The organism is Paenibacillus plantiphilus, from assembly GCF_927798095.1.
Classification (GTDB): domain Bacteria; phylum Bacillota; class Bacilli; order Paenibacillales; family Paenibacillaceae; genus Paenibacillus_Z; species Paenibacillus_Z plantiphilus.
Window position 1 is genome coordinate 79,770 of the sequence record NZ_CAKMMF010000023.1, and the last position, 23,335, is coordinate 103,104.

Genomic DNA, 23,335 nt, shown 5'->3' on the forward strand with positions numbered 1-23,335 from the left:
TGGTTTCAATGATTCGGATATCTTTCTTTCAGAAACTGTACCGATTGGTTTATTAACGCTGCCAGAACATCAACATTAATATCTGCTACCTTATTGATGTAGACACACGCTTTCGCAGCCGTATGTTTTCCGAGGTCATTCAACAGTGCCCCTCGCTCAGTGTCACCTGTCGCAAAATACAAGCTGATCTTCGCTTTGCGGGGTGAAAAACCTGCCAGCGGCGCATCGCCTTCATGACCGGAATCATACCTGTAATGATACGAACCAAAGCCAATGATACTCGGTCCCCACATCTTCGCTTCATAGCCCGTCGCTTCGGTAAATATATCCAACAGCTTATAGGCATCTTCACGCTTCTTAAGATTTTCAACATTTTCAATAAACTCAATGACACTGTTGTCGGTTTCTTTTGTTTTCTGTTCATACATAGGTGAAACCTCTCCTCTCAAGCGGGTAAATACTAATCATAATTATAACATGTCTGTACATGACTTCATTCGTAAATATCGTTAACGGGAGTATGGCTCTCCAGTTGTCAGAACCTACACTTCTACTCGTAACACATCTAAAAAATTTATGGTAAACTATTTAAATATTCTATATTAAGGATTGAACACGAAGCAAGATGCGCTGCCGCCTGTTAGAATGGTCTCAAGTGCCATAATAGGTGAAGCTCTCATAGTGAAAGGAATTGACTATGTGAAAAACAGAAAGATGCTCACCCTAATTATGATCGCTATCACTTTCTTGACAACATACTTCGTCCTCCACTCCTTTCGTGTATTCGACTCCAATAAATTCGCAGCTGAAAATGGTGTTCTTTCATTGCAGCATTGGGATCGGCAGGATGAAGGAATGATTACGCTTGATGGAGACTGGGACTTCTATCCGGATGAATTAATTGTGCCCAGCCCAGATGTCGATGTTTTTGAACATTATAAGAACAAACGCCAATCCATTCCAGTACCTGCAGCTTGGAATCGTTATAGAGCTGAGAACGCTACTCCTAATGGGGCAGGTACGTATCGCTTGCTTATTCATGTTCCAGAGGATGACCGTTACGGTATAAAGCTGAATACGATTCGAAATGCCAATAAAGTGTACTTAAACGGGGAGGAGCTTGGCTCAGCAGGTGTTCCTTCAATAAGCACCGAAGAATATCGCTTCGATTACAAAAAGTATGTCGTGCTGGGAAATAGCAGAAATGGACACATAGAGCTTGTTATACAAGTTGCCAATTATGACTATGCTGTTGGCGGGATTGTCAGTTCGCTCTATTTCGGTCCAGCCGATCAAATAGTAGCAAAACAAGACCGCGGAAAACTCATAGAAGCCTTTCTTATTGCCGGCTATTTGCTGTTTTCATTTATATACTTTACGACCTATTTACAGCATAAACGAAGATTCCGGTATGAGCTGTATTTTAGTCTATTCAGTTTAGCGCAAGCTGTACATATATCTACGATAAATGAAAGATGGATCTACCTCATATTTCCGGAGCTCAACCCCATTTCACAAGTAGAAATACAAGCCATTTCACTTACACTTTTCGTATTATTCTTTCTGCTGTTTGTCTATCATTTCTTCAATATGTCTACCAGCAAAAGGATCGTCACTGCATTAAGTGCAATGTTAGGATTTCAAGCCTTGGCAGTGTGTGTGTTAAGCATAACGATTGATCTAATGGTAACGGTTTCCTTTTCGCTCATTCAACTCATTATTTCAGGGACTACCGCTATTGGTTATGTGTATATTTTTATTATGCTGCTAAAAGCCTATAAGCAAAAAACGGATGAATCCGGCTATGTGCTGATTGTTGTTTATACGTTTGCTCTTTATGGTGTCCTGCTAGCAATTGTCCTGCTATTTGAAGTGGATATCGAAATGCCGTCACTTCTTTTGTTTTTAATTATGGTGATGAACTTGGCGCTATTAATGAGTCACCGTTCTCAGCAGACCTATAATAAAGTAGAGGAACTGTCTAATGAATTGCTTGAATTCGACCGAATGAAGGATGAATTTCTAGTCAAAACATCACACGAGCTCCGCACTCCGCTTCACGGCATTATGAATCTTTCTCAATCGCTGCTGGAGGGTGTAGAGGGGCCTTTAAAAAGGAAACAGCAAGAAAGTGTTACTTTGATACACTCGGTTAGTAGAAGATTGGCAGGCTTGGTTAAGGAGCTTTTATCCATTTCTGAAATAAAGCAAGGTGAGGTGTCTTTTACATCCAGACCGATCGAAATTCGAATTATTGAGGAAGTGCTCGCTGAGATTGCCTATGTCATGCCGCCCGCTCTGCCTGTTCAATTGATCAATACGATTCCCGAAAATTTGCCGCTTGTCTACACCGATGAGCAAAAGCTAAAGCAAGTTTTCTTCAATCTGATCTACAATGCGATTAAATTCACCAAGCAGGGAACGATCACGATCTCAGCTCAAATCATAGAGGAACAGATGCACATATCGGTTGAGGATACGGGTCCAGGTATTGCCATAGAGTATCAAGACCTCATATTTACAACCTTTTATCAAGTTGAAAGCAGCCGGATCAGGGAGTCAGAAGGACTTGGTTTGGGATTAAGCATTGCCAAGAAAATTGTGGAGCGTGCAGGCGGACGCATTTGGGTAACTTCTGAAGTAGGTAAAGGTTCATGCTTCACCTTCACGATCCCGCTGGCTACTAATCAACAGCTAGTAGGGCATAAGGAAATACACAATCACAAAATGAACGAACAAGTTGCGGCTGCCCAAATGATAAATCCGGAGATGGAGCAGTCGCCTGTAAAAGTGAAAGGATCAAAGCCGTATACGATATTAATCGTAGATGACGAGCCTGCCAACTTGAAGGTGCTTATTAATATGCTTCATTCGCTTCATTATAGCGTAATTGCAGTAGGCAGCGGGCAGGAAGCACTCGACATCATTGAAACGGAAAAGGTGGATCTATTAATTTTAGATTTAATGATGCCCCATATGACGGGATATGAGGTTTGCAAAACGATCAGACAGGAGCAAGACTTAGTAGAATTGCCTGTCATCATATTAACAGCAGCAGGACAATTGTCCGACTTAGTTGTATCCTTCCAATTAGGAGCCAATGATTACTTGCAAAAGCCTGTTAATTTGAAGGAATTAGAAATGCGGATCGAGTCCTTATTATTAATGAAAAAATCAGCACAGGATGCTGTAGAGCATGAACTCAGCTACTTTTACGCTCAGATTACACCGCATTTTTTGTACAACACACTCAATGCGATTATTGCGCTAAGCTGGTCTGACCAGAAAAAAACCCAAACGGCATTAGAACATCTTTCTACCTATTTCCGGGGAAAGCTGGATTACCAGAAGCAGCGCTCACTCATCCCTTTGAAGGAAGAAATACAGTTAGTGAAGGCATACTTAGCGATAGAACAAATGCGCTTCGAAGAAAGGCTTCATATCGAATATAATATCGACGAAACGATTCAAACCTATATCCCCGCAATGACACTGCAGCCGCTAGTGGAAAATGCTGTTCAGCACGGGATATCCAAAAGCGAAAATGGCGGAACACTGCGTCTTACTATCGAGCGGGAGCAGCAGCATATCAAAATCACGATAGAGGATAACGGTGTCGGGATTCCTCTAGAAAAGCAGCAAGAGCTATTGCGTGGTCGAAATGAGCGCCTGGGCTTTACAAATCCATTTAGAAAGCTTTCGCTTATTAAAGGAGCTCGTTTTCAAATGAACAGTGAGGTCGGCAAAGGGACAACGATCATTATTCATATGCTCGATATTAAAGACAGACTACTGTAATAAGTGGAATAGGTGTGTCCTTAAAGTCTTTATCATTGACTTTAAGGACAGCCCTCCACCGTGCTTGCCACTTTTCACGGCTCAGCCTCTGCTTGTTTGACGGCCCTTGCTAAACCATTCCGATTTCGGCTTCGGTTTACGTGAAGGGTTCACTTGTGGCTTCGCCGGTTTTGATGAAGCCGCAGGCTTGGAACTTGCTGCTCTTGCAGCTGATGGTTTCGATGATTGTACAGCCTTTGACGGAACCTCTCCAACCTTCATCGGAAAAGCATGGTCCTTCACTTCAGGGATCGTCTTGCCGATCAATTTCTCAATCACCTTAAGGTGCGGAATTTCATCCACTTCACACAAAGAGATCGCCGTACCGCTCAGTCCTGCTCTGCCTGTACGACCAATTCGGTGAACATAGGTTTCTGGAATATTAGGCAGGTTGAAGTTGATGACATGAGATAGCTCATCGATATCAATTCCTCTTGCTGCAATATCTGTCGCTACCAGCACACGCGTGACACCGCTCTTGAAATTGCTTAATGCAGACTGACGGGCATTCTGAGATTTGTTGCCATGAATAGCCTCAGCTGAAATTTTCACCTTAGCCAGTTCTTTTACAACGCGGTCAGCACCATGTTTGGTTCGAGTGAACACCAGTGCAGAAGCAATGGTTTCATCTAGCAATAGATGATTTAATTGTTTTTGCTTATTTTCTTTTGCAATGAAATATATAGATTGCTGAATTCTATCCACAGAAGTAGTGACCGGTATAATATTCACTCTCACAGGATCAGTTAGAAGCGATTTTACCATTTTGGCTATTTCCGGAGGCATCGTTGCCGAGAAGAAAAGAGTTTGTTTCTTGCTAGGCATTTTCGCAATGATTTTCTTAACATCATGAATGAAGCCCATATCCAGCATTCTGTCTGCTTCATCAAGAACGAGTATTTTGATATGCTGCAGATCAATACGCTTTTGATTCACTAAATCGATAAGCCTGCCCGGTGTTGCAATAATAATGTCCGCGCCTTGATTGAGCGCCCGCTCCTGAGCCTTCTGTGAAACGCCGCCAATGATCGCGGAACAAGTTATCTGGGTATATTGACTATACGCTTGAATATTTTCATAGATCTGAAGAGCAAGCTCTCTAGTCGGTGTTAAAATTAATGAGCGAATACGGCGTCCTTTATGGGGTTTAACTCGGTCTTCACTTAATAGCTGGATTAACGGCAAAGAAAATGCAGCCGTCTTCCCTGTTCCCGTCTGGGCGCATCCCAATAAATCTCTACCGGCTAATACAGCCGGTATTGACTGTTCCTGAATCGGAGTCGGGGTAACGTAATTCTCTTTGCTTAAAGCTTTTAAAATTTCAGGTATAAGATTCAAGTCGTTAAATGTCATATTTGCTCCTTAGGTTACAGCTTAATCTGTATTTTTAACATATCATTGTCAACATTACTTGTAACGTCTCCACAAAACGTCTCTTTATGTCCTAACAATTAAGCTTAACACATTTGAGGAGCCACAACAAAGTAAGCATCTACAACAAGGGAAGTCCTTGCAGCAGATGCTTGTTGATACGAAAATATCACAAAACTGTTTAATTACTTTTTTTCAAGTTTAAGGTAAATTAGGATGAGGGCCCAGAAAATACATCCAAGTAAAATATGTATGCCGCTTTCACTTATATGAATTCCGTTCCCGCTTAGCAATATACCTGAGAAAAAACCTAGTGCAATGCATGCGATTATTTCAATTAATTTAATCATTCAACGTTCTCCTTTAAACGAATTTGAATATGGAGGTAATGTGACAATGAAAAAATTATTATATTCAACTACGATTGCGGCATTTGCTGTATTTGCGATCAGCAGTGCGGTACCCTCGGTTGAACCTGTGAAGGCAGCTGAAATCCCTGCCGCGATTATCACTTCGGAATCCGCCGAGTGGATTGCAGATCCGATTACTCAAAATATACCATCCTGGTTCAACGATCAAACAATAAATGACTTACTCCGAATGAAAATTTCTACTTCCAAGAAAGAATATCACTTTATTCATATGGAGGGAGAAATACTAAAAAAAGAAAACATTGCATCATTCGTTGAAGGTGATATCGAGATCTTGCCCCAAGAAAATGGCAAACAAGCAAATTTGATAGCCATTGGTTATTATACCATCAACGGTAAGAAAAATACTGATTTTTACTTTTCAAATATCGACGATACTCCATTAAAGGATATAAAAAAATATGCCATCGAGATAGCGGCAGAGGTTTACACGGAGACAAATGCGTTTACAAAACAGCGCAAGATTTACACTGAGCCCCCAGCAGTTTCATTAGAGCCAAACAACTCCATTACCGCTGCTGCTGTACCTGATGGAACTAGTTATATCGATACTTTCCACTGGGCTATATATAGCGATCAAGAAAAACTTTCAGATGGTTCCTACGTAGTTGCAGGATTATTGGATTCCACAGTGGAGTATTCGAAACAAGGCTCTGCTATATCTAACGGCAAGACAGTTTCAGTCTGGGATGTAAAGGCTTCCAATCAAACCCGGGCTGTAAATGGATATCAAACACGCCAAATCGCAACACGGCATACTGTAGAACCCTACGTTCCTGATCAAAAGCTTCTATCTTATGGACCCACCACAACGATAGCAGGCTCTAACTTCAACGTGTCCCTGACAGGTGGTTTACCATCTGTATCATGGGATTTCTCCAGACAATCGGTTGATGTGACGGATAACTCCTCCCAGTCTTTAGGTTTTGGCAAGTGGACCTTTGACTTCCCTCTTGGCACTAAGGTGGCAAAAGGTACGTATTTAATGCAACCAGGTATAAGGATTTCCAACGCTAGCGGTCAAGTTAAGTTTCAACATAGTCACTCCGGGTATTATTATCAAAATATTTCATACCAAGGCACCGGCGTAACCGGACTAGTTGCTCGGAGCTTCAATGATCTATAGGCAACGAGTCACTCCGACCTTATATAACGAAAAGACTTCACCATAAGCGGTGAGGTCTTTTCGTTTACAGAGTCATAGCACTCCCATACCTCGTTAAAAACTCCTGCTTTTCTTTATAGTCCGGCATCATGCTCCCCACACGTCTCCAAAATGATCGATCATGATTCATATGAATCAGATGACAGAGCTCATGAATAACTACATAATCGATCACTTCAATCGGAGCCATCGCCAGACGATAATTGAAGGTTAGCTTTTTATCCGAGCTGCAGCTTCCCCACTTAGTATGAGACTCTACGATTTCAATGGTTTTCGGTTTTACTTTCAGTTGTGTTTGATAGATAGGTATTCGTTCTCCTATAATCTTCTTGCAGCTTGAGAAATAGAATTTTTTGAGATTTCCTTTGAGCTCCTCTTCATTCAACTCATTCGTCTCTATTAATTCATGAAGGGAATACTCTTTCCCAAGGTAAAGGAACTTCCCTTCATCTTGATACTCCCTTGCCCCAGTGGTTTCCCTGGCCATCGCAATGCGGTCTAATTTCTCCAATATCCATTTGCCATGATGTTCCACGGCGCTTCTAATCGTCTCTTCACTTGTCTCGTTGGGAGCTTTAACGGTTATGAAGCCCAAAGAATCGATCCTAATTGAAATTTTCTTTCTATTCCCGTATTGAACATGAAACGCTATCACATGATTACCAAATCCAATTTTCATTGATAAGACACTCCAATCACTACATACCCGACCATTATCAATCCCGTTCATTGCCCCTGCAGTGTCCGTGTTGATTGGCGCAGTGCAGGATTCGCATTCATAATCAAGGCATCCAGTGTGACACCATGATCGGGATAAAAGCAAGTTCCTATGCTGAATGCAATCGTTATATGCTGGCTTGCGACCTCGAACGGTGGGGACAATGTCTCGCGCGTTCGATCGACAACACGAATATAATCCTCCTGACGCCTCAGGTCAGGCAGAAGAATGACGAATTCATCCCCGCTGATTCTTGCCACAGTGCTGCTGGCGCGGGCACTTTGCTTCAGACGTTCCGCAATCATTCTGAGTAGTTGGTCGCCTACACTGTGTCCAAGCTCAGCATTTACTTGCTTGAGGTTATCGATATCAAGATGCATCAAACAGATGACCAGATTTTGATTCTCCACATATTGAACAGCTTGTTCGAACCGTATGGCCAGTGTCTCCCTATTGGGCAGACCAGTCAGAATATCATGCGATGCTTGATGCGTTAATTTGGCCTCAAGCTGCTGCTTCTCGGTTATATCTTTGAATACGGCAATATAATATTCGAATGATTGATCACTTACTTTGCTAATCGTAATTTCTATTAGATAATAGTCCCCGTTCTTATGTTTGTTCCACATTTGGCCGGACCAATGCCCTGTCTCAAATATACTGTGCCGCATGCCATCGTAGAAATCCGATTTATGCCAGCCTGAGCTTAGCATTCTCGGTGTATTGCCAAGAACCTCACTCTCCTCATATCCCGTTATAGCAACACAGGCAGGATTAACTTGAAGAATGGCATGCTTGGCATCTGTAACCATGAACCCTTCTCTTGCGCATTCGAATAGTCTGGCAGACAGCTTATCCCGCTGTTCAATTTGCTTGCGCTCTGTAATATCACGGCAGATGGTAGAGAAATACTCAACCTGCCCTTCCCCATTCTTGTGAGCTGCAATGGTTTGTGACACGGGGATCTGCTTTCCAGCCTTATCTAGCAATGCGGTCTCGCCATGCCACACGCCATCCCGAATAGCTGCTGGCAGCCCCTCCTTCACCACTTGCTCGAATGCCCATTGTGGAAAAGCTTGATCTATCGTTCTATGAGGCGGCAGCGGCGATTCAAGCCCCAGAATGTTCCGTGCAGTCTCGTTGCAATAAAGCAATTCTCCCTGTGCGTTTGCAATGGAGATGAAATCAGATGTTCCTTCAAGGATGGAGTTCTTACGCGCTTGTAGTTCCTCCAGCCTCATGTGCTGCGTCATGGCTTCTTCCATACTATGAATCGTTGCTCTGCATGTCTCGAAAGATCGATAAATATAATAGTAAGAAATAACTTTGAGCAGATGCCCCACGACATTCATTGCATCTGTCGTCCCGTCATAGAAGATGAAGCAAGACTGACCTAGAAGCATACAGCCAATTGCTGTAACCAAGCTGCCTTTATGAATACCCTCTATTCGCCGAGAGCCTGTTGTAAGAAGGCTTATCATTATGAACAGCAGAATGGCTGCGAAAGCGGCTTCGATTCCGATCTTGAAAGGGGTTAGTCCATTTCCTTCCGTGATGGTTACAGGTATCCAGCTCGCCCGATAAAGAATGAGCGCTATTAATCCAACACACAAGCAGAGACTAGCTAATAAGCATAAGTAACGGGATGAGCGGTATCGAAACCGCTTCCAAGGCAAAAAAACGGCTAGCCCCAATGCTAATATAGCAACCATACGGGCAGCAAGCGAGAAAACAATCGCCTTATGAGGATTATTGGCAGTAATTAGAGGCGGCATCCCATCATAAGACATCATGTGGAATAAGTCGAGCACCCCTACACTTAGTAAAGAACAGGACAGGAAGATGATGTTTCGAGGGCGGTTCGGTGTGTAAGCGTTCCATCCGAGCAGAAATATAATCCATGCGACGAAAATAGCTAGCATCTCCAGCATAGAATGCGCTGGAAGAAACCATTGTTCAGGTATCGACATGCTATAAGACACCATCCATTATGTATATAGAGAAAATACGTTGCAATACAGAATCATTAATATATACCTTTGATGATTTCCTTATAGTATAATACACTTCTAATATATCATATTATGTAATAGTTTGTCGTTTATTGCAGTCGGTTGTCATACAATATCTCTGCCAACAATATGGAGTGGGGGCCTATCATGAATAGTAAGATAAAAATTATAATTGCAGATGATCATGCTATCATACGTGCTGGTCTCTCCATGCTAATCAATGAGGAAGAAGATATGGAGGTCATTGCAACCGCCAGCGATGGCAAGGAGGCCTTCGAACGCGCTCTGGAATTAAAGCCTGATGTCGTCATCATGGATCTGAACATGCCGCCAGGCGAAGACGGCCTTAGCGCAACTGTCAGGCTGAAGAAGGCGGCGCCTCATGTGGAAATTCTCGTGCTCACGATGAATGAGGATCAGGAATACTTGTTTCGTTTCTTAGAGGCGGGGGCCTCGGGATACATATTGAAGAACTCACAGGAAGCCGAGCTTATCGGTGCAATCCGAATTGTTTCCAACAGGGAAGCATACTTATCTCCTCAAGCTGCCAAGATGATTATACAGAAATTTATGCATCCCAGCACTGCTTTACCGAAAGATACTGTGCTAATGAAAGAGTTGTCCATCCGTGAGAATGAGGTCGTTCCGCTAATCGCGAAGGGCTTCTCCAACAAGGAAATTGCCGATCTTCTGTACGTATCGATCAAGACCGTCGAAGCGCATAAATCAAAAATCATGGAGAAGCTTCAGCTGCGCACACGTGCAGAATTAGTTAGCTATGCGATAAAGAATGGCTATCTGGATTCTTAAATCTTTGGAAGGAGATACTGCCATTGAATCTATTGCATCTCGTATATATTCCAATTATATTCGTGCTGCTGGGCGTTATTGCGGCCTATCATCTTCATTCAAGAAAGCGCTATCAAGCTTTTCTCAGCATGAAGCAGACTTTAAGGGACAAAACAATCGAGGCCCAGGAGGAAGAACGCAAACGCATCTCTCATGAATTGCACGACAGTATTGGACAGGCACTCTACAGTGTGCTTGTGGGATTGAAAATTATTAAGAACCTGAAGATCGACAGCTCCTTCCGTGATCATTTGCTGGAGATGGAGAGAATGACGGATAAGGCGTTGGATGAAGTGAAACGGCTGGCTGCAGAGCTTCGGCCTGCGACATTGGATGATCTGGGTTTAGTTCCCGCCATTCGCTCCTATCTGGACAAATATGAGCGAACGTTCGGGATTCATACCACCTTCCAGTTAATTGGGAAGCATGGGCGCTACTCGGAGAAGCTCGAAACCGCTCTCTATCGGATTGCCCAAGAAGCGCTTACGAATGCTGCTAAGTATGCAGAAGCTAGTCAGGTGAACGTTCAAATTACGAATTTACCAGGACAGCTGCTCCTTCACATAACAGATGATGGAAGAGGATTCTCATCCGGAATGAATAAACCAACCTCTGGATTGGGATTGTACAATATGAAAGAGCGAGTCGAATCAATCGGCGGAAACCTTGCCATACATTCAGAAATCGATAAAGGAACTCGCATCGAGGTTCAAGTTATCTTCCATTGACTATTGCATATACGGCTTGTGATACCGCGTTCAATGAAGCTTGCTTCTCAACGGCTCCTATTTCATAGGCTGCTCGGGGCATTCCATAAACAATGGATGATTGTTCATCTTGTCCAATCGTCCTTGCCCCTCTTCTCCGCATTGCCAGCAGCCCATTGGCGCCATCACGGCCCATCCCCGTCAGAATGACGCCTATTGCATGGTTGCCAGCAGCTTCGGCAACGGATTCGAATAGGACATCAACGGAAGGACAATGCCCGCTAACCTTCTCCCCAGGATAGCATTCAACAGCATAAGAGCCTCCGGCTTTCTTCAGTCTCATTTGCGTATCTCCTGCAGCAATGAGAACGCGTCCTGGATAGAGCCTGTCCCCATGCTCTGCTTCCTTAACCTCTAATAACGTCGTATTATTCATCCGTTCGGCGAACATTCTCGTGAATACGGGAGGCATATGCTGCACGATAACGATGCCCGGCATATCTCTGGAGAAGGACTTCAACAGCTGATAGATGGCTTCTGTACCCCCGGTGGAAGCACCGACTGCAATCACCTTGATTTTTGAATCGGCATTGATTCGATCTCCGCCTAAGCTGCTGTTAGCTGCATTCGCCTTCCATGCTGACACGTTTGCCGCTGAAGCAACTTTTATTTTAATCGTCAACTCATTAATTAAATACTCCATCCCTCTCTCAAGCTTCCAATCGGGCTTGGTGACGAATTCGACCGCGCCCGCGTTCAAAGCATCAAATACATTCTCACTAAGTGCACTGACTACGACTACGGGAATCGGATATTGCGGCATCAGCCTCCGCAGAAACTCAATCCCATTCATCCTGGGCATCTCCACATCCAAGGTCATGACATCCGGCTCAAATTCAATAATTCGATCTCTGGCCATGAAGGGGTCCGATGCCGTGGCAACGACTTCAATATTCGGATCTGCAGAGATGCCTCTTGCCAACGCTTCTCTATATAGCGGTGAATCATCAACAACCAGCACTCTGATTTTTCTCCGATGTTTCATTGAGTCCTACCCCTTTCTATAAACAGATGGCATCACATATTGATAATTAGACTCATGGCGACTTAACGATTCCGAGTGTCCAAGGAACAAATATCCGCCGGGCTCCATGATCTCATAGAATCGATTAATTAGAGCTTTCCTCGTTGCGGCGTCAAAGTAGATCATTACATTCCGGCAGAATATGGCATGGAATTTGCGCTTGAAGGGGAATACCGGCTCCATCAGATTGAACAGTCTGAATATGACCTCGTTTCTAATCTGCTCGATGAACATCCCCCTCTCTTCATTGACCTTTCTAAGATACTTCTTTCTCCAAGGGGCTGGAATCGATGCGAGCTGCTCAAGCTGATATTCCCCCCTCTTAGCTGCCTCCAGCACTTTACTGGATATATCCGTTGCCAGAATCCTCGTTTCCCAGCCATCCTGATTGAATCCGACCCAATCCGCGATAATCATCGCTAATGTATACGGCTCTTCACCTGTCGAGCACCCCGCGCTCCAAATACGCAGATCCTTGCTCCGCTCTGTTTCCTTGATGTGAGGCAGCACATGATCACGGAAGAAATTAAAATGTGCAATTTCACGCATGAAATAGGTATGGTTCGTCGTTAGCTTCTCCACCAATGTCGTAAGCGCTTCACCTGTCGTATCTGTCACAACATAGTCATAATATTCCGTGAAATTATCGAAATTTTTATGCAGCAGAACGTTATGCAGTCTGCCTACTACAAGGGACCTCTTCTCATCACCCAGTTTAATCCCGTAGTTGCTCTTGACTAATGCCGATAACTTCTTAAATTCATGATCTGTAATGGTAATCATCTAATACTTCCCAAAGTCCATATCATCCAGATCGATTCTCACTCTTGGCTTTGCAGGAGCAGCCTGCGAATGACTATGACGCAGAACGTCTGCGCTTGCATATCCACTATAGGTGGGGGCTTTTCCATTCTGTTTCAGATTGAATTTGCCAACCATCTCTTTCAGCAAGTCCGCTTGACTGGACAGCTCTTCACTTGCAGATGCGCACTCTTCGGAGGTTGCGGAGTTCGTCTGCGTTACCTCGGACACAAGCATGATCGCTTGATTGACCTGTGAAATTCCCGTTGCCTGCTCGTTGGATGCATTGGCAATACTAGCTACAAGCGTACCCGCCTTCGCCACACCTTCAACGATTTTATTCAAAGCGTCAGCAGTGGCGGTAGCAATCTTCGTTCCTGCATCCACCTTCTTAATGGAGCCTTCGATCATATCCGTCGTTTCCTTCGCTGCATTCGCACTGCGTGCTGCCAGGTTTCTAACCTCTTCCGCTACTACAGCGAAGCCTTTGCCGTGCTGACCTGCCCGTGCTGCTTCAACAGCAGCATTCAAGGCTAATATATTGGTTTGAAAGGCGATCTCATCAATAACCTTAATAATCTTCGATATATTCGCAGAAGAATCATTGATATCTTCCATCGCCTTCAGCATTTCCTGCATTTGATTGTTGCCCTCAGTCGCATTCTCAGCCGCTATAATAGACAGCTCATTCGCCTGATTCGCGTTAATCGCATTCTGCTTCGTCTGGGCTGATATCTCTTCCATCGAGGCCGTCAGCTGCTGGATGGAGCTGGCTTGTTCCGTCGTTCCTTGGGATAGCGCCTGGCTCGAATCCGATACTTGCCTGGACCCTGAAGCAACCTGTTCAGAGGATACATTGATATTCGAGAGCACCTCGTTAATGCTGTCAACCATTGTGCTGAAGGATGCGCTTAGCGCACCGATCTCATCGTTGGAATTAATTCTCACATCTACATTCAAGTCACCTGAGGCCATCCTCTCAGATACAGCTACCAAATCTCTGACAGGCTTACTAATAATTCTGGAAATGTAGAGACCAAGAACGATCGCTATGATCATACCGATAACTACCAGAGCGCCCATAATAAGAATACTTGTATTCGCGGACGATGAATTATCACTGGCTGCCTGCATCGAATACTCGGCATTTAACTCGATTAATTTATCAATCGATTTTTGAACAGCCAATGTGACTGGAACTCCATCTGTACGTAGTAAACGCAGTGCTTGCGCTTCCTTATTGGATAAGGCGAGACTACTCACTTCATCTCGTATCGGTTTATAGCCTGCAATGGATGCTTCAAGATTTTTAAACTCTGCTTCCATTTGTTCCGTACGCAATGTTTCCCTGAAAATGATCATATTGTCCGCCAGAACAGCATCATACTTCGCAATCTCCTCGACAAACTTACCGCGATCAGCACTTCCCGCCTCAACAAGTATGTCTCGCAAATAAACCTTAAAGTTCTGGAAACCAACAGCAATGTTCCCTATCGATGCAGAAGCTTTAAGATTATTATCCGACATTTCACTATAAGAACCATTAATCGTATTTAAATTAAGCATTCCCGTTACGCCTACTACTCCGGCAATAACCGCTACGAAAATAAAACCAATGATCAGCTTCACGCCAATTTTCAAATTAGAAAACCATCTCATTAACAATTCCCCCTAGAAGTATATGATGTTTATAATAGTGGTTCCAACTCTTCCAGATCCTCTTCGTTCAGCAGCTTATCGCAATCCAGAATCAGCTTCACTGCATGGTTGATCTTGGCAATACTTTCAATAAATTTGTTATGTACATTTTTGTTTACATAGGGCGGCTCGATAATGTTCTCATCTGGGATGGATATGACTTCAGAGACGCTGTCAACGATGAGTCCTATCGTCACCTCCTTAATATCAATCACGATAATGCAGGTTCGATCATTATACGCTCTAGGCTCTTTCTTGAACCGCAATCGCACATCCATCACCGGAATGATCTTTCCTCTTAAATTAATGATCCCTTTGATATATTCGGGAATGGACGGAATGGGAGTAATGGCTTGAATGCCCACGATTTCGGTAACGAATTTGATTTCGATGCCATAATCCTCCGCGCCAAGCGGGAATGTAAGGAACTTTCCCTGCAATGTATCCTCTTCTTCGAACACTTCACTTTTCGCCTCCGACATAGGTTCATCTCCTTCTTAGAACTAGCTTATTTACGAGAAAAAATCAGATGTATGCAGGATTAAGCTAATACTTCCATCACCAAGAATGGTGCAGCCAGCTATGCCATTCATTTTCTTGAAGTAGCTCGGCAATGTCTTAACGACGACCTGCTGCTTATCGATCAGCTCATCTGCAAACAGACAAATGATATGACCGTCATTCTCAACCATCATAATGATGCCCTCATGCAGCTTCGTTACTTTTGTCGGCACCTTGAACCGTTCATGCAGTCTTATGATCGGGTGGCATTGTCCACGAACTACGATCATCTCGTTATTATCCGGATCCACGATCACATCGGCGGGTGTAATTCGGAATGACTGCTTAATGGAGGTTGCTGGCACCGTATACTTTAGATCGCCAATTCTAATCGTCAACCCATCGATAATAGCTAGCGTAAGCGGTATTTTGATAATGATGTCGGTTCCCTTGCCTTGAACACTATCAACAGAAACTGCTCCGCCTAAAGCTTCAATATTTTTAAGCACGACATCCATGCCTACACCGCGCCCTGAATATTCCGTCACTTGTTCGTTCGTAGAGAATCCCGCATAGAAGATGAATGCGTATATTTCTCTGTCGGACAATTCACTTTCAGGTCGGATAATCAAACCGTTGTCTCTAGCCCTCTGTAATATTTTCTGCTTATCGAGGCCCTTGCCGTCATCCCTTACCGTAATCCACACTTCGCTTCCGGCATTCTTCGCTTCAAGTGTAATCGTGCCGATCTCCGCCTTGCCCTGTTCCTTTCGCTGCTCCGCATGCTCTAGTCCATGGTCGATCGCATTGCGAATCAAGTGCATTAACGGATCTGAGATGCGATCGATAATGTTCTTGTCTACCTCTGTTTCCTCGCCAACGATTCGCAATTGAACGCCTTTATTTAATTGTCTGGACATGTCTCTCACAATGCGATTGAATTTGTGAAAGGTCGTAGAAATCTCAACCATTCGTATCGACATAACCATATCCTGCAGTTCATTCGTTATCTTCTTCAACTGCCTTGCGGCTTTATGAAAGCTGTCCAGCTCCAGATTGGCCAATTCCGGATTTTGAGTAACCATCGCTTCAGCTATGACCATCTCGCCAACGAGATCCATCAGCCTGTCCAATTTGGCGACGTTCACACTAATGATGCTTTGCTTGCTCATGGACTTCTGGCTATCTGGCTGCAATTGCGTCTCGGGTATCTCAGGTGTCTCGGATGTCTTGACTGCCAAATCAGTCAGAGGCTCCTCTAAACTTATGACCGCCTTCTCTCTCCTGCTCAACGTCAAGCTTTTCGTAAACAACGTTTCCTGGAGGAAATCATACAAGCTCTCAAGAGGCTCCTCCGAATGGAAAAGAATCGTAAACCCTTCTCGCCGAATGATCTCGGAGCTGTTCTCATCGTCGATCAATTCCTCTGGGAAATGCCTGATGTTCTCTGCCTTATCTTTAAGCTTATGAATGATTCCGAATGCTCTAATATTCTCCATCTCACAGCCATCAACAAAAGTGAAGACCGCTTCATATGGATTTAACTCGGCTCCCATTTCGCCTTGACCAGCAGGGGGATCATTCTGCAATTGTTGGAGGAATAGCTGGATCTCCTGGATGAGTATAGAGGGGTCGCCGATTCGGTCGTCTCCAGCCTGAAGCTTCGTAATTTCAACCTTGATGAAATCAATCACTTCGAGCACAAGATCTGTAAGCCTCGCATAGTCAAACGCCTTCCCCTTCTCCTCTCGCAAGTAGAAGAAGACGTCCTCGACGGAATGGGTCAATAATGCGATATGCTTATAGAACATCATCGAGGAGGAGCCTTTTATCGTATGCATAATTCTAAATATCTCATCGATGAACTGCGGGTCCGCACCATTCGATTTCTCACTGTTCAATATGATTTGTTCCAGCTGCCCCGCGAGCTCCATCGTTTCAAAAATAAACATTTCGCGATATTTGTCATCACTGGAATTAATGGACATCCTGCTTCACCTCTTGTTCCCCAAAGTCCAACCTTCCCGTAAAGCAGAAATTGAGCGGGGTTAATAAAGCGCTTTCATTTTATTGCCGTATTTACACAATACGGGCTTTCATAGTCGGATACAATTAGGAGAAACCCTTATCCTCTATTGTCAGATTATAGGGAAAACCCTAATTGACTATGACTTGCAAGTGCTCCCACCTGGTGGGGATTACAACCATCGGAACGGACAGCACAAAGCCGCCACCTAAGCTTAGAGTGACGGCTTAGAGTGACGGCTTTGACTGCGAATGGTGTCCCGCTTGAGGCGGTTTCACTCCCTTAGATAGGGGGCTATTTCACGCCTTTTAAGATGTCCAGCTGCAAATCCAGCTGTTTGTACAGCGCATTAATATCGCTCGGGGCAAACTGGTCGATGTCTACAATGTACACATGGTTATTTTTGAACGCGGGAAGCCCCTGCCACAGCGCTCCTGCGAATATATCCTCCGCCCGCTTGTCGCCTCCATCCCCCGCGTATACGCCAACGAACATATGATCCGCCGCGTAGTCAGGTAGAACTTCAAGTGAGATATCGATGCCTTTTCCAGCTGCAATGACATCCGTCTCGACCTTTTCCGGCGCCTCAAGTCCTAGCGATTTGTACAAATTGTATACGCCACGGCCGTTCGCCTCGCTCATTACCCATAGGCTTTTACCCCAAATTTCGTAATAAGCGACCGTCTCCCCCTCCTTGATCGTTCCTTCCAGTCTCTTCTTTGCTTCGGCAACCTTCGCCTCATATCTCAGAATAAATTGCTCGGCCTCTTTCTCTTTGCCCAGAAGTTCCGCGAACATATGCAGGCGCTCTATAGGCCCCCTGTCATTGAAGGGCATAACAACAGTCGGCGCGATTTTCGTCAATTGCTCCACGATCTCATCCTTTACGAAATTATGGACGATAATGAGATCCGGCTGCAGTGCCAATACCTTTTCGAGAGAGGGCTCGTCCCCGATTGGCTGAGCGCCTTTCAACTCCTCGACAAACAACCCCTTTTCCAGAAATGCCTGGCCAGTTCCAATTGGCTTTACTCCCAGTGCCAGTAGTTCGCCAACGAATACAAGCGATGCGACACGCTTGGGATTAGCCGGTACTTCGATATCGCCGTTCAAAGCTTTATATATTCTGGTGGTCGGCCCGCTGTCGGGAGCCTCCGTCTCACCCGATTTCGAAGACGATGTCTTTCCTTCATTTTCTGATGATCCGACCGATCCGCCGCTGCCGCCATTACCGCCATTACCACAGCCTGAAACGATCAAAACCAATGCCAGCACGAAAATCATTAAACCGATTGCTCTAGATCTGTCTACCTTCATGTCGATAACCCCTATTCGCAATGTTAGATTGAATTTATAATAATGATAATCATTATCACCACTATCGAATACAATGGTAACACTGTGCCGCCACACCGTCCATTTCAGAATATAGGGTTTTGATATGTATTTTTATTTGATTGCCGCAAGCAGACATTCGACCTGCAAATCCAGTTGATAATAGAGCGACAACATATCACTTGGCGCTAATGCATGTAAATCAACTACATGTACTCGGCCGTGAATGACGGCCGGAAGCGTACGCCATTCCTTGCTTTGCTGAAGTCGTTCGAACCAGCCGGAATCAGATGCGGCTTCTTGTTCACTTCGATAAACACCGATTAGCATATGGTCGGCCGCATAACCGGGAAGCTCTTCGATGCTTATACTGAGCGGAATACCCGGATCAAGCACATCTTTCTTTAGAGCCGCAGGCGGCTTCAATCCCAACGCATGATACAGGTTGGCCACGCCTCTGCCGTTCGCTTCGCTCATTAGCCAAATACGGTCCCTCCAAATCTCGTAATAAGCGACCGTCTCGTTCGCGCATATAGCGCCGGCCAGTCTCCGTCTAGCCTGCTCCGCCTTGCGATTGAATCGTTCCAAAAAAATGGACGCTTCCTTCTTCTTGCCGAGCAGCTCGGAAATTAATGAAAAAAGCGTTAATGGACTGCTTTTGTTATAAGGCACGACAACAGTTCTAGCGATGGACGATAGACGTTCGAGCTGTTCGTCGTCGATCAGATGATGGGCAATGATCAAATCTGGCCTGAGCGCAGCGATATCTTCAAGCCGGAATTGTTCACTAATCCAAGCGATATCCGTCATTCGCTCATTCGCGATCCCCCATCTCGTCAAATAAGTCGGTGACGCGCCGACCGGCTTGACATCCAGAGCAAGCAAATGACCCAAGTGCTGCAGAGCGATTATCCTTTTCTCCCGTCTTGCAAACGCAGTCGGCGTTTCTCCGGCCAGCTCCTTGAATTTACGGCTGAAGTAAAAACCGTCCGTATACCCGACCTCAAGTGCAATTTCGTGTACGCCGCGCGTGGACAAAAAAAGCAGCTCCTTGGCTTTCTCCACGCGAAGTCGGTTCAAATATTCCGAGAACCCAACACCCATTTCCTTCTTAAACAGCACCGAGAAATATTCGGGATTTAATTTCAACATGCCGGCCATTAAATCTCGCGTGATTTTGCCAGCATAATATTCCTTCATATACAATATAGCCTCTTGAATTTTCGTTGTCGTTCGCACGTCGGCATGCCCGGATTTTCGCCCGAGCAGTTCTTCCAGCAGCTGTCTGAACCGATTTTCCAACAGATTCGCTTCCTCGATGCCAAGGCTCATCATTTCTTCGGCCAGCGCCATGGCACGATTCGGTTCAGCAACGCGAATTTCTCCGGAATCCAGATGAAAGCCCGGCTTACGGAACAAACGGTGAACGGAGGAATGCTCCATTAAGCCGAATCGTTCAAATTCGATCCGATAGGCGCGGACAAGAGAATGCTCCGGTACATTGCGAAATTGCAATAGATGTCCCGGAGCTGCACAGTAAACACGGCCGACTTCCAAGGGATGCGACTCGCCGTCGATATGAATATCTCCGCGCCCTTCCATTACGAATAGAAGCGTATGCGCCTCTCCTGATGGATCGCCGGCATCGTCTCCGCTATTATATTGAACGAGCCGAAGTCGATTGAGTTGGTATAAAAAACGATTCAGAAGCGTCATAGCAAGCATGGCTTCACCCCCCTTATGATTCTTTAGCGCTCATTCCAGCCGGTATGTCCGTCCTTTGCTCATGTTCCGATTTTATCCCGAATACAGAAGCATGCACAACTCATATCTCAATAATAAACAATACATTTATTTACCCAGTTATAGCACTCCCACAGCTCTTCCTCAGAGACTAAATCCGACTTATGCTCGAACACGATCTTTACGCTCTTGTTCTCTTGAGTGATGAGGTGTACATATTCCTCGATTGGCGCCCAGCCTTCACTTGGGTTTTGACCAGGCAGTACGGGGTATCGGCTCATTTGAATACGATTATCGTCAGTCATCTGGATATTGGACAAGTGAATCGTGTCTGCGAATCTTGCATACCATGCAAGCTCCAGTCAGACTTTATAATACTCTACCGAGAACTCTTTGACAGAAGATAGCACTCTGGATTTATGCCGGGCTCGAAAGTACACTTCTTTCAATTGGTGCGGTATAATAAGCTTAAATAAACTTGCACGGAAATTATCCAAAGGATGTGATCACAATGCAATGGCAAGAGGTACGCACGATTTATCCCGATCAATACGTCCTGCTCGAAATCCTTGGTTCCCATACCAAAAATAATATCCAGTATGTCGACGAGGTTGCTCTTGTACGGGCCATTCAAACTCCTTCCGAGGCTACTAAAGAGCTTTTGAAATGCAAAGACAACAATATCGTTTACCACACGGGCCAAGAAAAAATCGCTATTGAACTGAGAGAGCCCCCTTTCTATAGGAGCCGATAGTATGCAAATTGAATATTTAGATAACCTGCTGCAAACCTCCATGACGATTCGTTATGAAGGCCGCTCTTTGACGATCGACCATTTAGTCATCGATACCGGCGCAGCGCACTCTTTAATTTCTTCCGATATCGCAGCACAAATTGGGATTCACTTTGAAAATGGCGACAAGCTTGTTCGCAGCTTTGGAATCGGCGGAGACGAATATTCCTTTCGCAAGCAGATCGAACGAGTCCAACTAGGCAACTTCACAATGGACAATCCTTGCTTTGATTTCGGTGTTTTCCATGAGGATATTGATCATATTAATGGACTCATTGGCTTGGATATTTTAAAGCAAGGCAATATGATTATTGATCTTCATAGAATGGAAATGTACCCGTCAAAGTACAATCGAACTTAAACAAAAGGGGGACGCGAATCGCGCCCCCCTTTTGTTTAAGTGGATTTCAATAATGCCAACAATCCTCATTTGATGCGGCTTTCTATCTCCCTCGAAGCTTTTGCCAAGCCCCATTTCGAAATCAATTCTTCTCCGGTATTCCTTATCCATAAAGTAATTATGGAAGAATAGCGCTGCCTCACGGGAGGTGACAGACCCCGCCCAATGCTCTGGACCACGTTCGAGCATATAGAGGAGAACGATCATTTACCCAGTAAAAACTTCGGTTCAAAATATTGGATGACCGATAGATAAGACGCTGCGGTAGCATGATGGAATTCGTCCACCACGATAAGATCAAACCGGTCCCGGGTGAAAGATTCACGGTGCTTCTTCATCCCGAGAGTGTAAATCGAAGCAAACACGCAATCCGCGTCTCCCTCTTTCATGGCTCCTCGACATCGATTAGATACACCCGCTCCTGAAATCCGCCACGTTGTTCTGCCTTCTTCACCCTCAAAGCTTCAAGCTGCTCCCAAGACGCACCATGAAAGGAGGCTAATGCCCGTATGACCTCAAGCATATCTGCAAGTTCTGCCAACGATTCTTTCGGATCTATGGAAGCAAAGTATTCCTCCGACTCTTCCTTGAGCTTTATGGCAAGTTCACTTTGATATTCTTCTTCATCCAGAATACGTGTGCGGCATTCTTTGCCATTGGATTTAATCACTTCGGGAATAAGATCACGAACTAGCTTGTTATAAACCGGCATGGGGTATCTCATCCTTTGCATGGTTAATTGTCTATTATTGTATCATAACAAAGGGAATGGAAGAGATTAGTGCAAACCAGAACAAAAAGAACTGTCACAAGAACAGTCTTATTGGAGCGCTCAAGCCTCATTCCATATCCCGACTGCCACGGCGATCAGCACGAACACTCCGACCAGCCAATCATCGTGCCCATTTCAATCGTATTTCCAAATTTCGAAATAACGTATTTCTTATACCAAAAAGCTCCTCGTCTATTCACTTTGTAGGCATATTTACAGCAATCGCCTTGCTTAACCTCGGTACGCTGATAGATTTCAAAAACAATAACCATCATTTTCTGATCATGCTGCCCATTACGCGCAAACATATTGTTCAAGCCAAGATAGAAGAAGGAAAATTGACAATGAGAAGCGGGCGTTTTTTTATTGAAGTAAGCAGTACGCTAGCCAGCTTGAAGAAGGACGGCCATATAAGAATATAAAGAAATGCTCACCATTACGGGAAGACCGCAGCGGCATTTCATTGACAGATGATCTTGATATTCATTTTTTCTTGAGTTGTCAAAGCTGAACAATCAACAGACCGCTGTATCAGGCGGATTGTTAAATTGGAGGTGCTGAAAATGCAGGAACCTGAACTCGGCAAAGCGATGACTGTTCTGGAATTCCTTAGTCAAGACGAAGAGGCACGTCGGCTTTATCAAATGAGAGAAAGGCTTTGCATGACGAGGCATCCTTACGAGAAGGCGAAAGAGAAGAGGGCGAAAGAAAAGGTAAACTTGAGGTTGCATCCAAAATGTTAGCGAAGGGCATGGATTTGGAATCAATCTCCGAATTCACCGGTATTTCAATCGAGGAATTAAAAAAAGTTAGCTCAAGCTCACTAATGTTTAACTGTCAGGGATTTGCTCCCTGGCAGTTTTTCTTTATGATTGTTCATGTCCTCTAAATCTTCAAAACATTGCACAAAAAGAAAAACAGCCTTTCAGCTGTCGAGATAACACCATTAGATTTTCTAAAGTTGGAGCCTACCGTCAGTTAATGGGTTGCAGCGCCTTGATTTCTTCTATAGACAGCCCCGTTGCTTCCGCAATGGTTTGCAGATCTACGCCCCTATTCAAGAGCTTGGCAGCAATTTCAGTGCTTGTCTCT

The 23,335-nt window shown here is 44.6% G+C and carries 21 protein-coding genes and 1 pseudogene; 7 read left to right on the forward strand and 15 right to left on the reverse strand.

Going from position 1 to position 23,335, the window contains the following annotated elements; genetic code table 11:
• Positions 1-5: 5 nt before the first annotated feature.
• Complete coding sequence (locus L6H65_RS18895) at positions 6-428, reverse strand: DUF1801 domain-containing protein (RefSeq protein ID WP_236344214.1); 423 nt, start codon at positions 426-428, stop codon at positions 6-8.
• 271 nt (positions 429-699) lie between these two features.
• Here L6H65_RS18895 and L6H65_RS18900 point away from each other — a divergent pair, with 271 nt between their 5' ends.
• Complete coding sequence (locus L6H65_RS18900; RefSeq protein ID WP_236344215.1) at positions 700-3,798, forward strand: ATP-binding protein; 3,099 nt, start codon at positions 700-702, stop codon at positions 3,796-3,798.
• 81 nt (positions 3,799-3,879) lie between these two features.
• Here L6H65_RS18900 and L6H65_RS18905 read toward each other — a convergent pair whose 3' ends face one another.
• Positions 3,880-5,190 (reverse strand): DEAD/DEAH box helicase, encoded by a 1,311-nt coding sequence (locus tag L6H65_RS18905; protein ID WP_236344216.1) that lies wholly within the window; start codon positions 5,188-5,190, stop codon positions 3,880-3,882.
• 203 nt (positions 5,191-5,393) lie between these two features.
• The gene (locus tag L6H65_RS18910) at positions 5,394-5,558 is read right to left on the reverse strand and encodes a hypothetical protein (protein WP_236344217.1); all 165 of its coding nucleotides are present in this window, start codon (positions 5,556-5,558) and stop codon (positions 5,394-5,396) included.
• A gap of 46 nt (positions 5,559-5,604) precedes the next feature.
• On the opposite strand from L6H65_RS18910, the gene L6H65_RS18915 reads away from it, so the two are divergent.
• The gene (locus L6H65_RS18915) at positions 5,605-6,765 is read left to right on the forward strand and encodes a hypothetical protein (protein WP_236344218.1); all 1,161 of its coding nucleotides are present in this window, start codon (positions 5,605-5,607) and stop codon (positions 6,763-6,765) included.
• 64 nt (positions 6,766-6,829) lie between these two features.
• Here L6H65_RS18915 and L6H65_RS18920 read toward each other — a convergent pair whose 3' ends face one another.
• On the reverse strand, positions 6,830-7,483 hold the full coding sequence (locus L6H65_RS18920) for a M48 family metallopeptidase (protein ID WP_236344219.1): 654 nt from the start codon (positions 7,481-7,483) through the stop codon (positions 6,830-6,832).
• A 47-nt stretch (positions 7,484-7,530) separates the two neighbouring features.
• Positions 7,531-9,492, reverse strand: coding sequence for an MASE3 domain-containing protein (locus L6H65_RS18925; RefSeq protein ID WP_236344220.1), 1,962 nt, complete (start codon positions 9,490-9,492; stop codon positions 7,531-7,533).
• A 189-nt stretch (positions 9,493-9,681) separates the two neighbouring features.
• On the opposite strand from L6H65_RS18925, the gene L6H65_RS18930 reads away from it, so the two are divergent.
• Entirely contained in the window at positions 9,682-10,344 is a 663-nt protein-coding gene (locus L6H65_RS18930; protein WP_290370455.1) for a response regulator transcription factor, read from the forward strand.
• 23 nt (positions 10,345-10,367) lie between these two features.
• On the forward strand, positions 10,368-11,111 hold the full coding sequence (locus L6H65_RS18935; RefSeq protein WP_236344221.1) for a sensor histidine kinase: 744 nt from the start codon (positions 10,368-10,370) through the stop codon (positions 11,109-11,111).
• Here L6H65_RS18935 and L6H65_RS18940 read toward each other — a convergent pair.
• The 7 genes from L6H65_RS18940 to L6H65_RS18970 all read right to left on the reverse strand — a co-directional run bounded on the left by L6H65_RS18940 (position 11,098) and on the right by L6H65_RS18970 (position 20,260).
• Complete coding sequence (locus L6H65_RS18940) at positions 11,098-12,135, reverse strand: protein-glutamate methylesterase/protein-glutamine glutaminase (RefSeq protein ID WP_236344222.1); 1,038 nt, start codon at positions 12,133-12,135, stop codon at positions 11,098-11,100. The two genes, L6H65_RS18935 and L6H65_RS18940, sit on opposite strands and share 14 nt — an antisense overlap.
• A 6-nt stretch (positions 12,136-12,141) precedes the next feature.
• Positions 12,142-12,957 (reverse strand): CheR family methyltransferase, encoded by an 816-nt coding sequence (locus L6H65_RS18945; protein WP_236344223.1) that lies wholly within the window; start codon positions 12,955-12,957, stop codon positions 12,142-12,144.
• Complete coding sequence (locus L6H65_RS18950) at positions 12,958-14,634, reverse strand: methyl-accepting chemotaxis protein (RefSeq protein ID WP_236344224.1); 1,677 nt, start codon at positions 14,632-14,634, stop codon at positions 12,958-12,960.
• 29 nt (positions 14,635-14,663) lie between these two features.
• Positions 14,664-15,155: a chemotaxis protein CheW gene (locus L6H65_RS18955; protein ID WP_236344225.1), complete on the reverse strand. Its 492-nt coding sequence runs from the start codon at positions 15,153-15,155 to the stop codon at positions 14,664-14,666.
• Positions 15,156-15,185: 30 nt separating this feature from the next.
• Positions 15,186-17,162 (reverse strand): chemotaxis protein CheA, encoded by a 1,977-nt coding sequence (locus tag L6H65_RS18960; protein ID WP_236344226.1) that lies wholly within the window; start codon positions 17,160-17,162, stop codon positions 15,186-15,188.
• Positions 17,163-17,494: 332 nt separating this feature from the next.
• A complete protein-coding gene (locus tag L6H65_RS18965; protein ID WP_236344227.1) occupies positions 17,495-18,517 on the reverse strand; it encodes an ABC transporter substrate-binding protein in 1,023 nt (340 codons plus the stop codon).
• Positions 18,518-18,649: 132 nt separating this feature from the next.
• The gene (locus L6H65_RS18970; RefSeq protein WP_236344228.1) at positions 18,650-20,260 is read right to left on the reverse strand and encodes a helix-turn-helix domain-containing protein; all 1,611 of its coding nucleotides are present in this window, start codon (positions 20,258-20,260) and stop codon (positions 18,650-18,652) included.
• A 529-nt stretch (positions 20,261-20,789) separates the two neighbouring features.
• Here L6H65_RS18970 and L6H65_RS18975 point away from each other — a divergent pair.
• Together L6H65_RS18975 and L6H65_RS18980 are read left to right on the forward strand one after the other, a co-directional pair.
• Complete coding sequence (locus L6H65_RS18975; protein ID WP_236344229.1) at positions 20,790-21,032, forward strand: hypothetical protein; 243 nt, start codon at positions 20,790-20,792, stop codon at positions 21,030-21,032.
• A 1-nt stretch (position 21,033) separates the two neighbouring features.
• Positions 21,034-21,432 carry a retropepsin-like aspartic protease gene (locus L6H65_RS18980; protein WP_236344230.1) on the forward strand — a complete coding sequence of 133 codons (399 nt, stop codon included), beginning with the start codon at positions 21,034-21,036 and terminating at the stop codon, positions 21,430-21,432.
• 248 nt (positions 21,433-21,680) lie between these two features.
• Here the strand turns inward: L6H65_RS18980 and L6H65_RS18985 are convergent.
• A pseudogene (locus L6H65_RS18985) lies at positions 21,681-21,866 on the reverse strand (DEAD/DEAH box helicase family protein); the annotation flags it as partial.
• Entirely contained in the window at positions 21,857-22,183 is a 327-nt protein-coding gene (locus L6H65_RS18990; protein ID WP_236344231.1) for a nucleoside triphosphate pyrophosphohydrolase, read from the reverse strand. The gene L6H65_RS18990 and the pseudogene L6H65_RS18985, both read right to left, overlap by 10 nt.
• Before the next feature lie 718 nt (positions 22,184-22,901).
• On the opposite strand from L6H65_RS18990, the gene L6H65_RS18995 reads away from it, so the two are divergent.
• Positions 22,902-23,132, forward strand: a complete 231-nt coding sequence (locus L6H65_RS18995) for an Rpn/YhgA-type helix-turn-helix domain-containing protein (RefSeq protein ID WP_236344232.1) — start codon at positions 22,902-22,904, stop codon at positions 23,130-23,132.
• Positions 23,133-23,217: 85 nt separating this feature from the next.
• Here the strand turns inward: L6H65_RS18995 and L6H65_RS26950 are convergent.
• Positions 23,218-23,335: Rpn/YhgA-type helix-turn-helix domain-containing protein (locus L6H65_RS26950; RefSeq protein ID WP_503827062.1), on the reverse strand; the 118-nt coding region annotated here is incomplete at its 5' end.

Excerpts from the sequence above, each read along its gene's own strand:
- L6H65_RS18895 (WP_236344214.1), bottom strand. The coding sequence starts at position 428 with ATGTATGAACAGAAAACAAAAGAAACCGACAACAGTGTCATTGAGTTT.
- L6H65_RS18905 (WP_236344216.1), bottom strand. The coding sequence starts at position 5,190 with ATGACATTTAACGACTTGAATCTTATACCTGAAATTTTAAAAGCTTTA.
- L6H65_RS18910 (WP_236344217.1), bottom strand. The coding sequence starts at position 5,558 with ATGATTAAATTAATTGAAATAATCGCATGCATTGCACTAGGTTTTTTC.
- L6H65_RS18915 (WP_236344218.1), top strand. The coding sequence starts at position 5,605 with ATGAAAAAATTATTATATTCAACTACGATTGCGGCATTTGCTGTATTT.
- L6H65_RS18920 (WP_236344219.1), bottom strand. The coding sequence starts at position 7,483 with ATGAAAATTGGATTTGGTAATCATGTGATAGCGTTTCATGTTCAATAC.
- L6H65_RS18925 (WP_236344220.1), bottom strand. The coding sequence starts at position 9,492 with ATGTCGATACCTGAACAATGGTTTCTTCCAGCGCATTCTATGCTGGAG.
- L6H65_RS18930 (WP_290370455.1), top strand. The coding sequence starts at position 9,682 with ATGAATAGTAAGATAAAAATTATAATTGCAGATGATCATGCTATCATA.
- L6H65_RS18940 (WP_236344222.1), bottom strand. The coding sequence starts at position 12,135 with ATGAAACATCGGAGAAAAATCAGAGTGCTGGTTGTTGATGATTCACCG.
- L6H65_RS18945 (WP_236344223.1), bottom strand. The coding sequence starts at position 12,957 with ATGATTACCATTACAGATCATGAATTTAAGAAGTTATCGGCATTAGTC.
- L6H65_RS18950 (WP_236344224.1), bottom strand. The coding sequence starts at position 14,634 with ATGAGATGGTTTTCTAATTTGAAAATTGGCGTGAAGCTGATCATTGGT.
- L6H65_RS18955 (WP_236344225.1), bottom strand. The coding sequence starts at position 15,155 with ATGTCGGAGGCGAAAAGTGAAGTGTTCGAAGAAGAGGATACATTGCAG.
- L6H65_RS18960 (WP_236344226.1), bottom strand. The coding sequence starts at position 17,162 with ATGTCCATTAATTCCAGTGATGACAAATATCGCGAAATGTTTATTTTT.
- L6H65_RS18965 (WP_236344227.1), bottom strand. The coding sequence starts at position 18,517 with ATGAAGGTAGACAGATCTAGAGCAATCGGTTTAATGATTTTCGTGCTG.
- L6H65_RS18970 (WP_236344228.1), bottom strand. The coding sequence starts at position 20,260 with ATGCTTGCTATGACGCTTCTGAATCGTTTTTTATACCAACTCAATCGA.
- L6H65_RS18975 (WP_236344229.1), top strand. The coding sequence starts at position 20,790 with ATGCAATGGCAAGAGGTACGCACGATTTATCCCGATCAATACGTCCTG.
- L6H65_RS18980 (WP_236344230.1), top strand. The coding sequence starts at position 21,034 with ATGCAAATTGAATATTTAGATAACCTGCTGCAAACCTCCATGACGATT.
- L6H65_RS18990 (WP_236344231.1), bottom strand. The coding sequence starts at position 22,183 with ATGCCGGTTTATAACAAGCTAGTTCGTGATCTTATTCCCGAAGTGATT.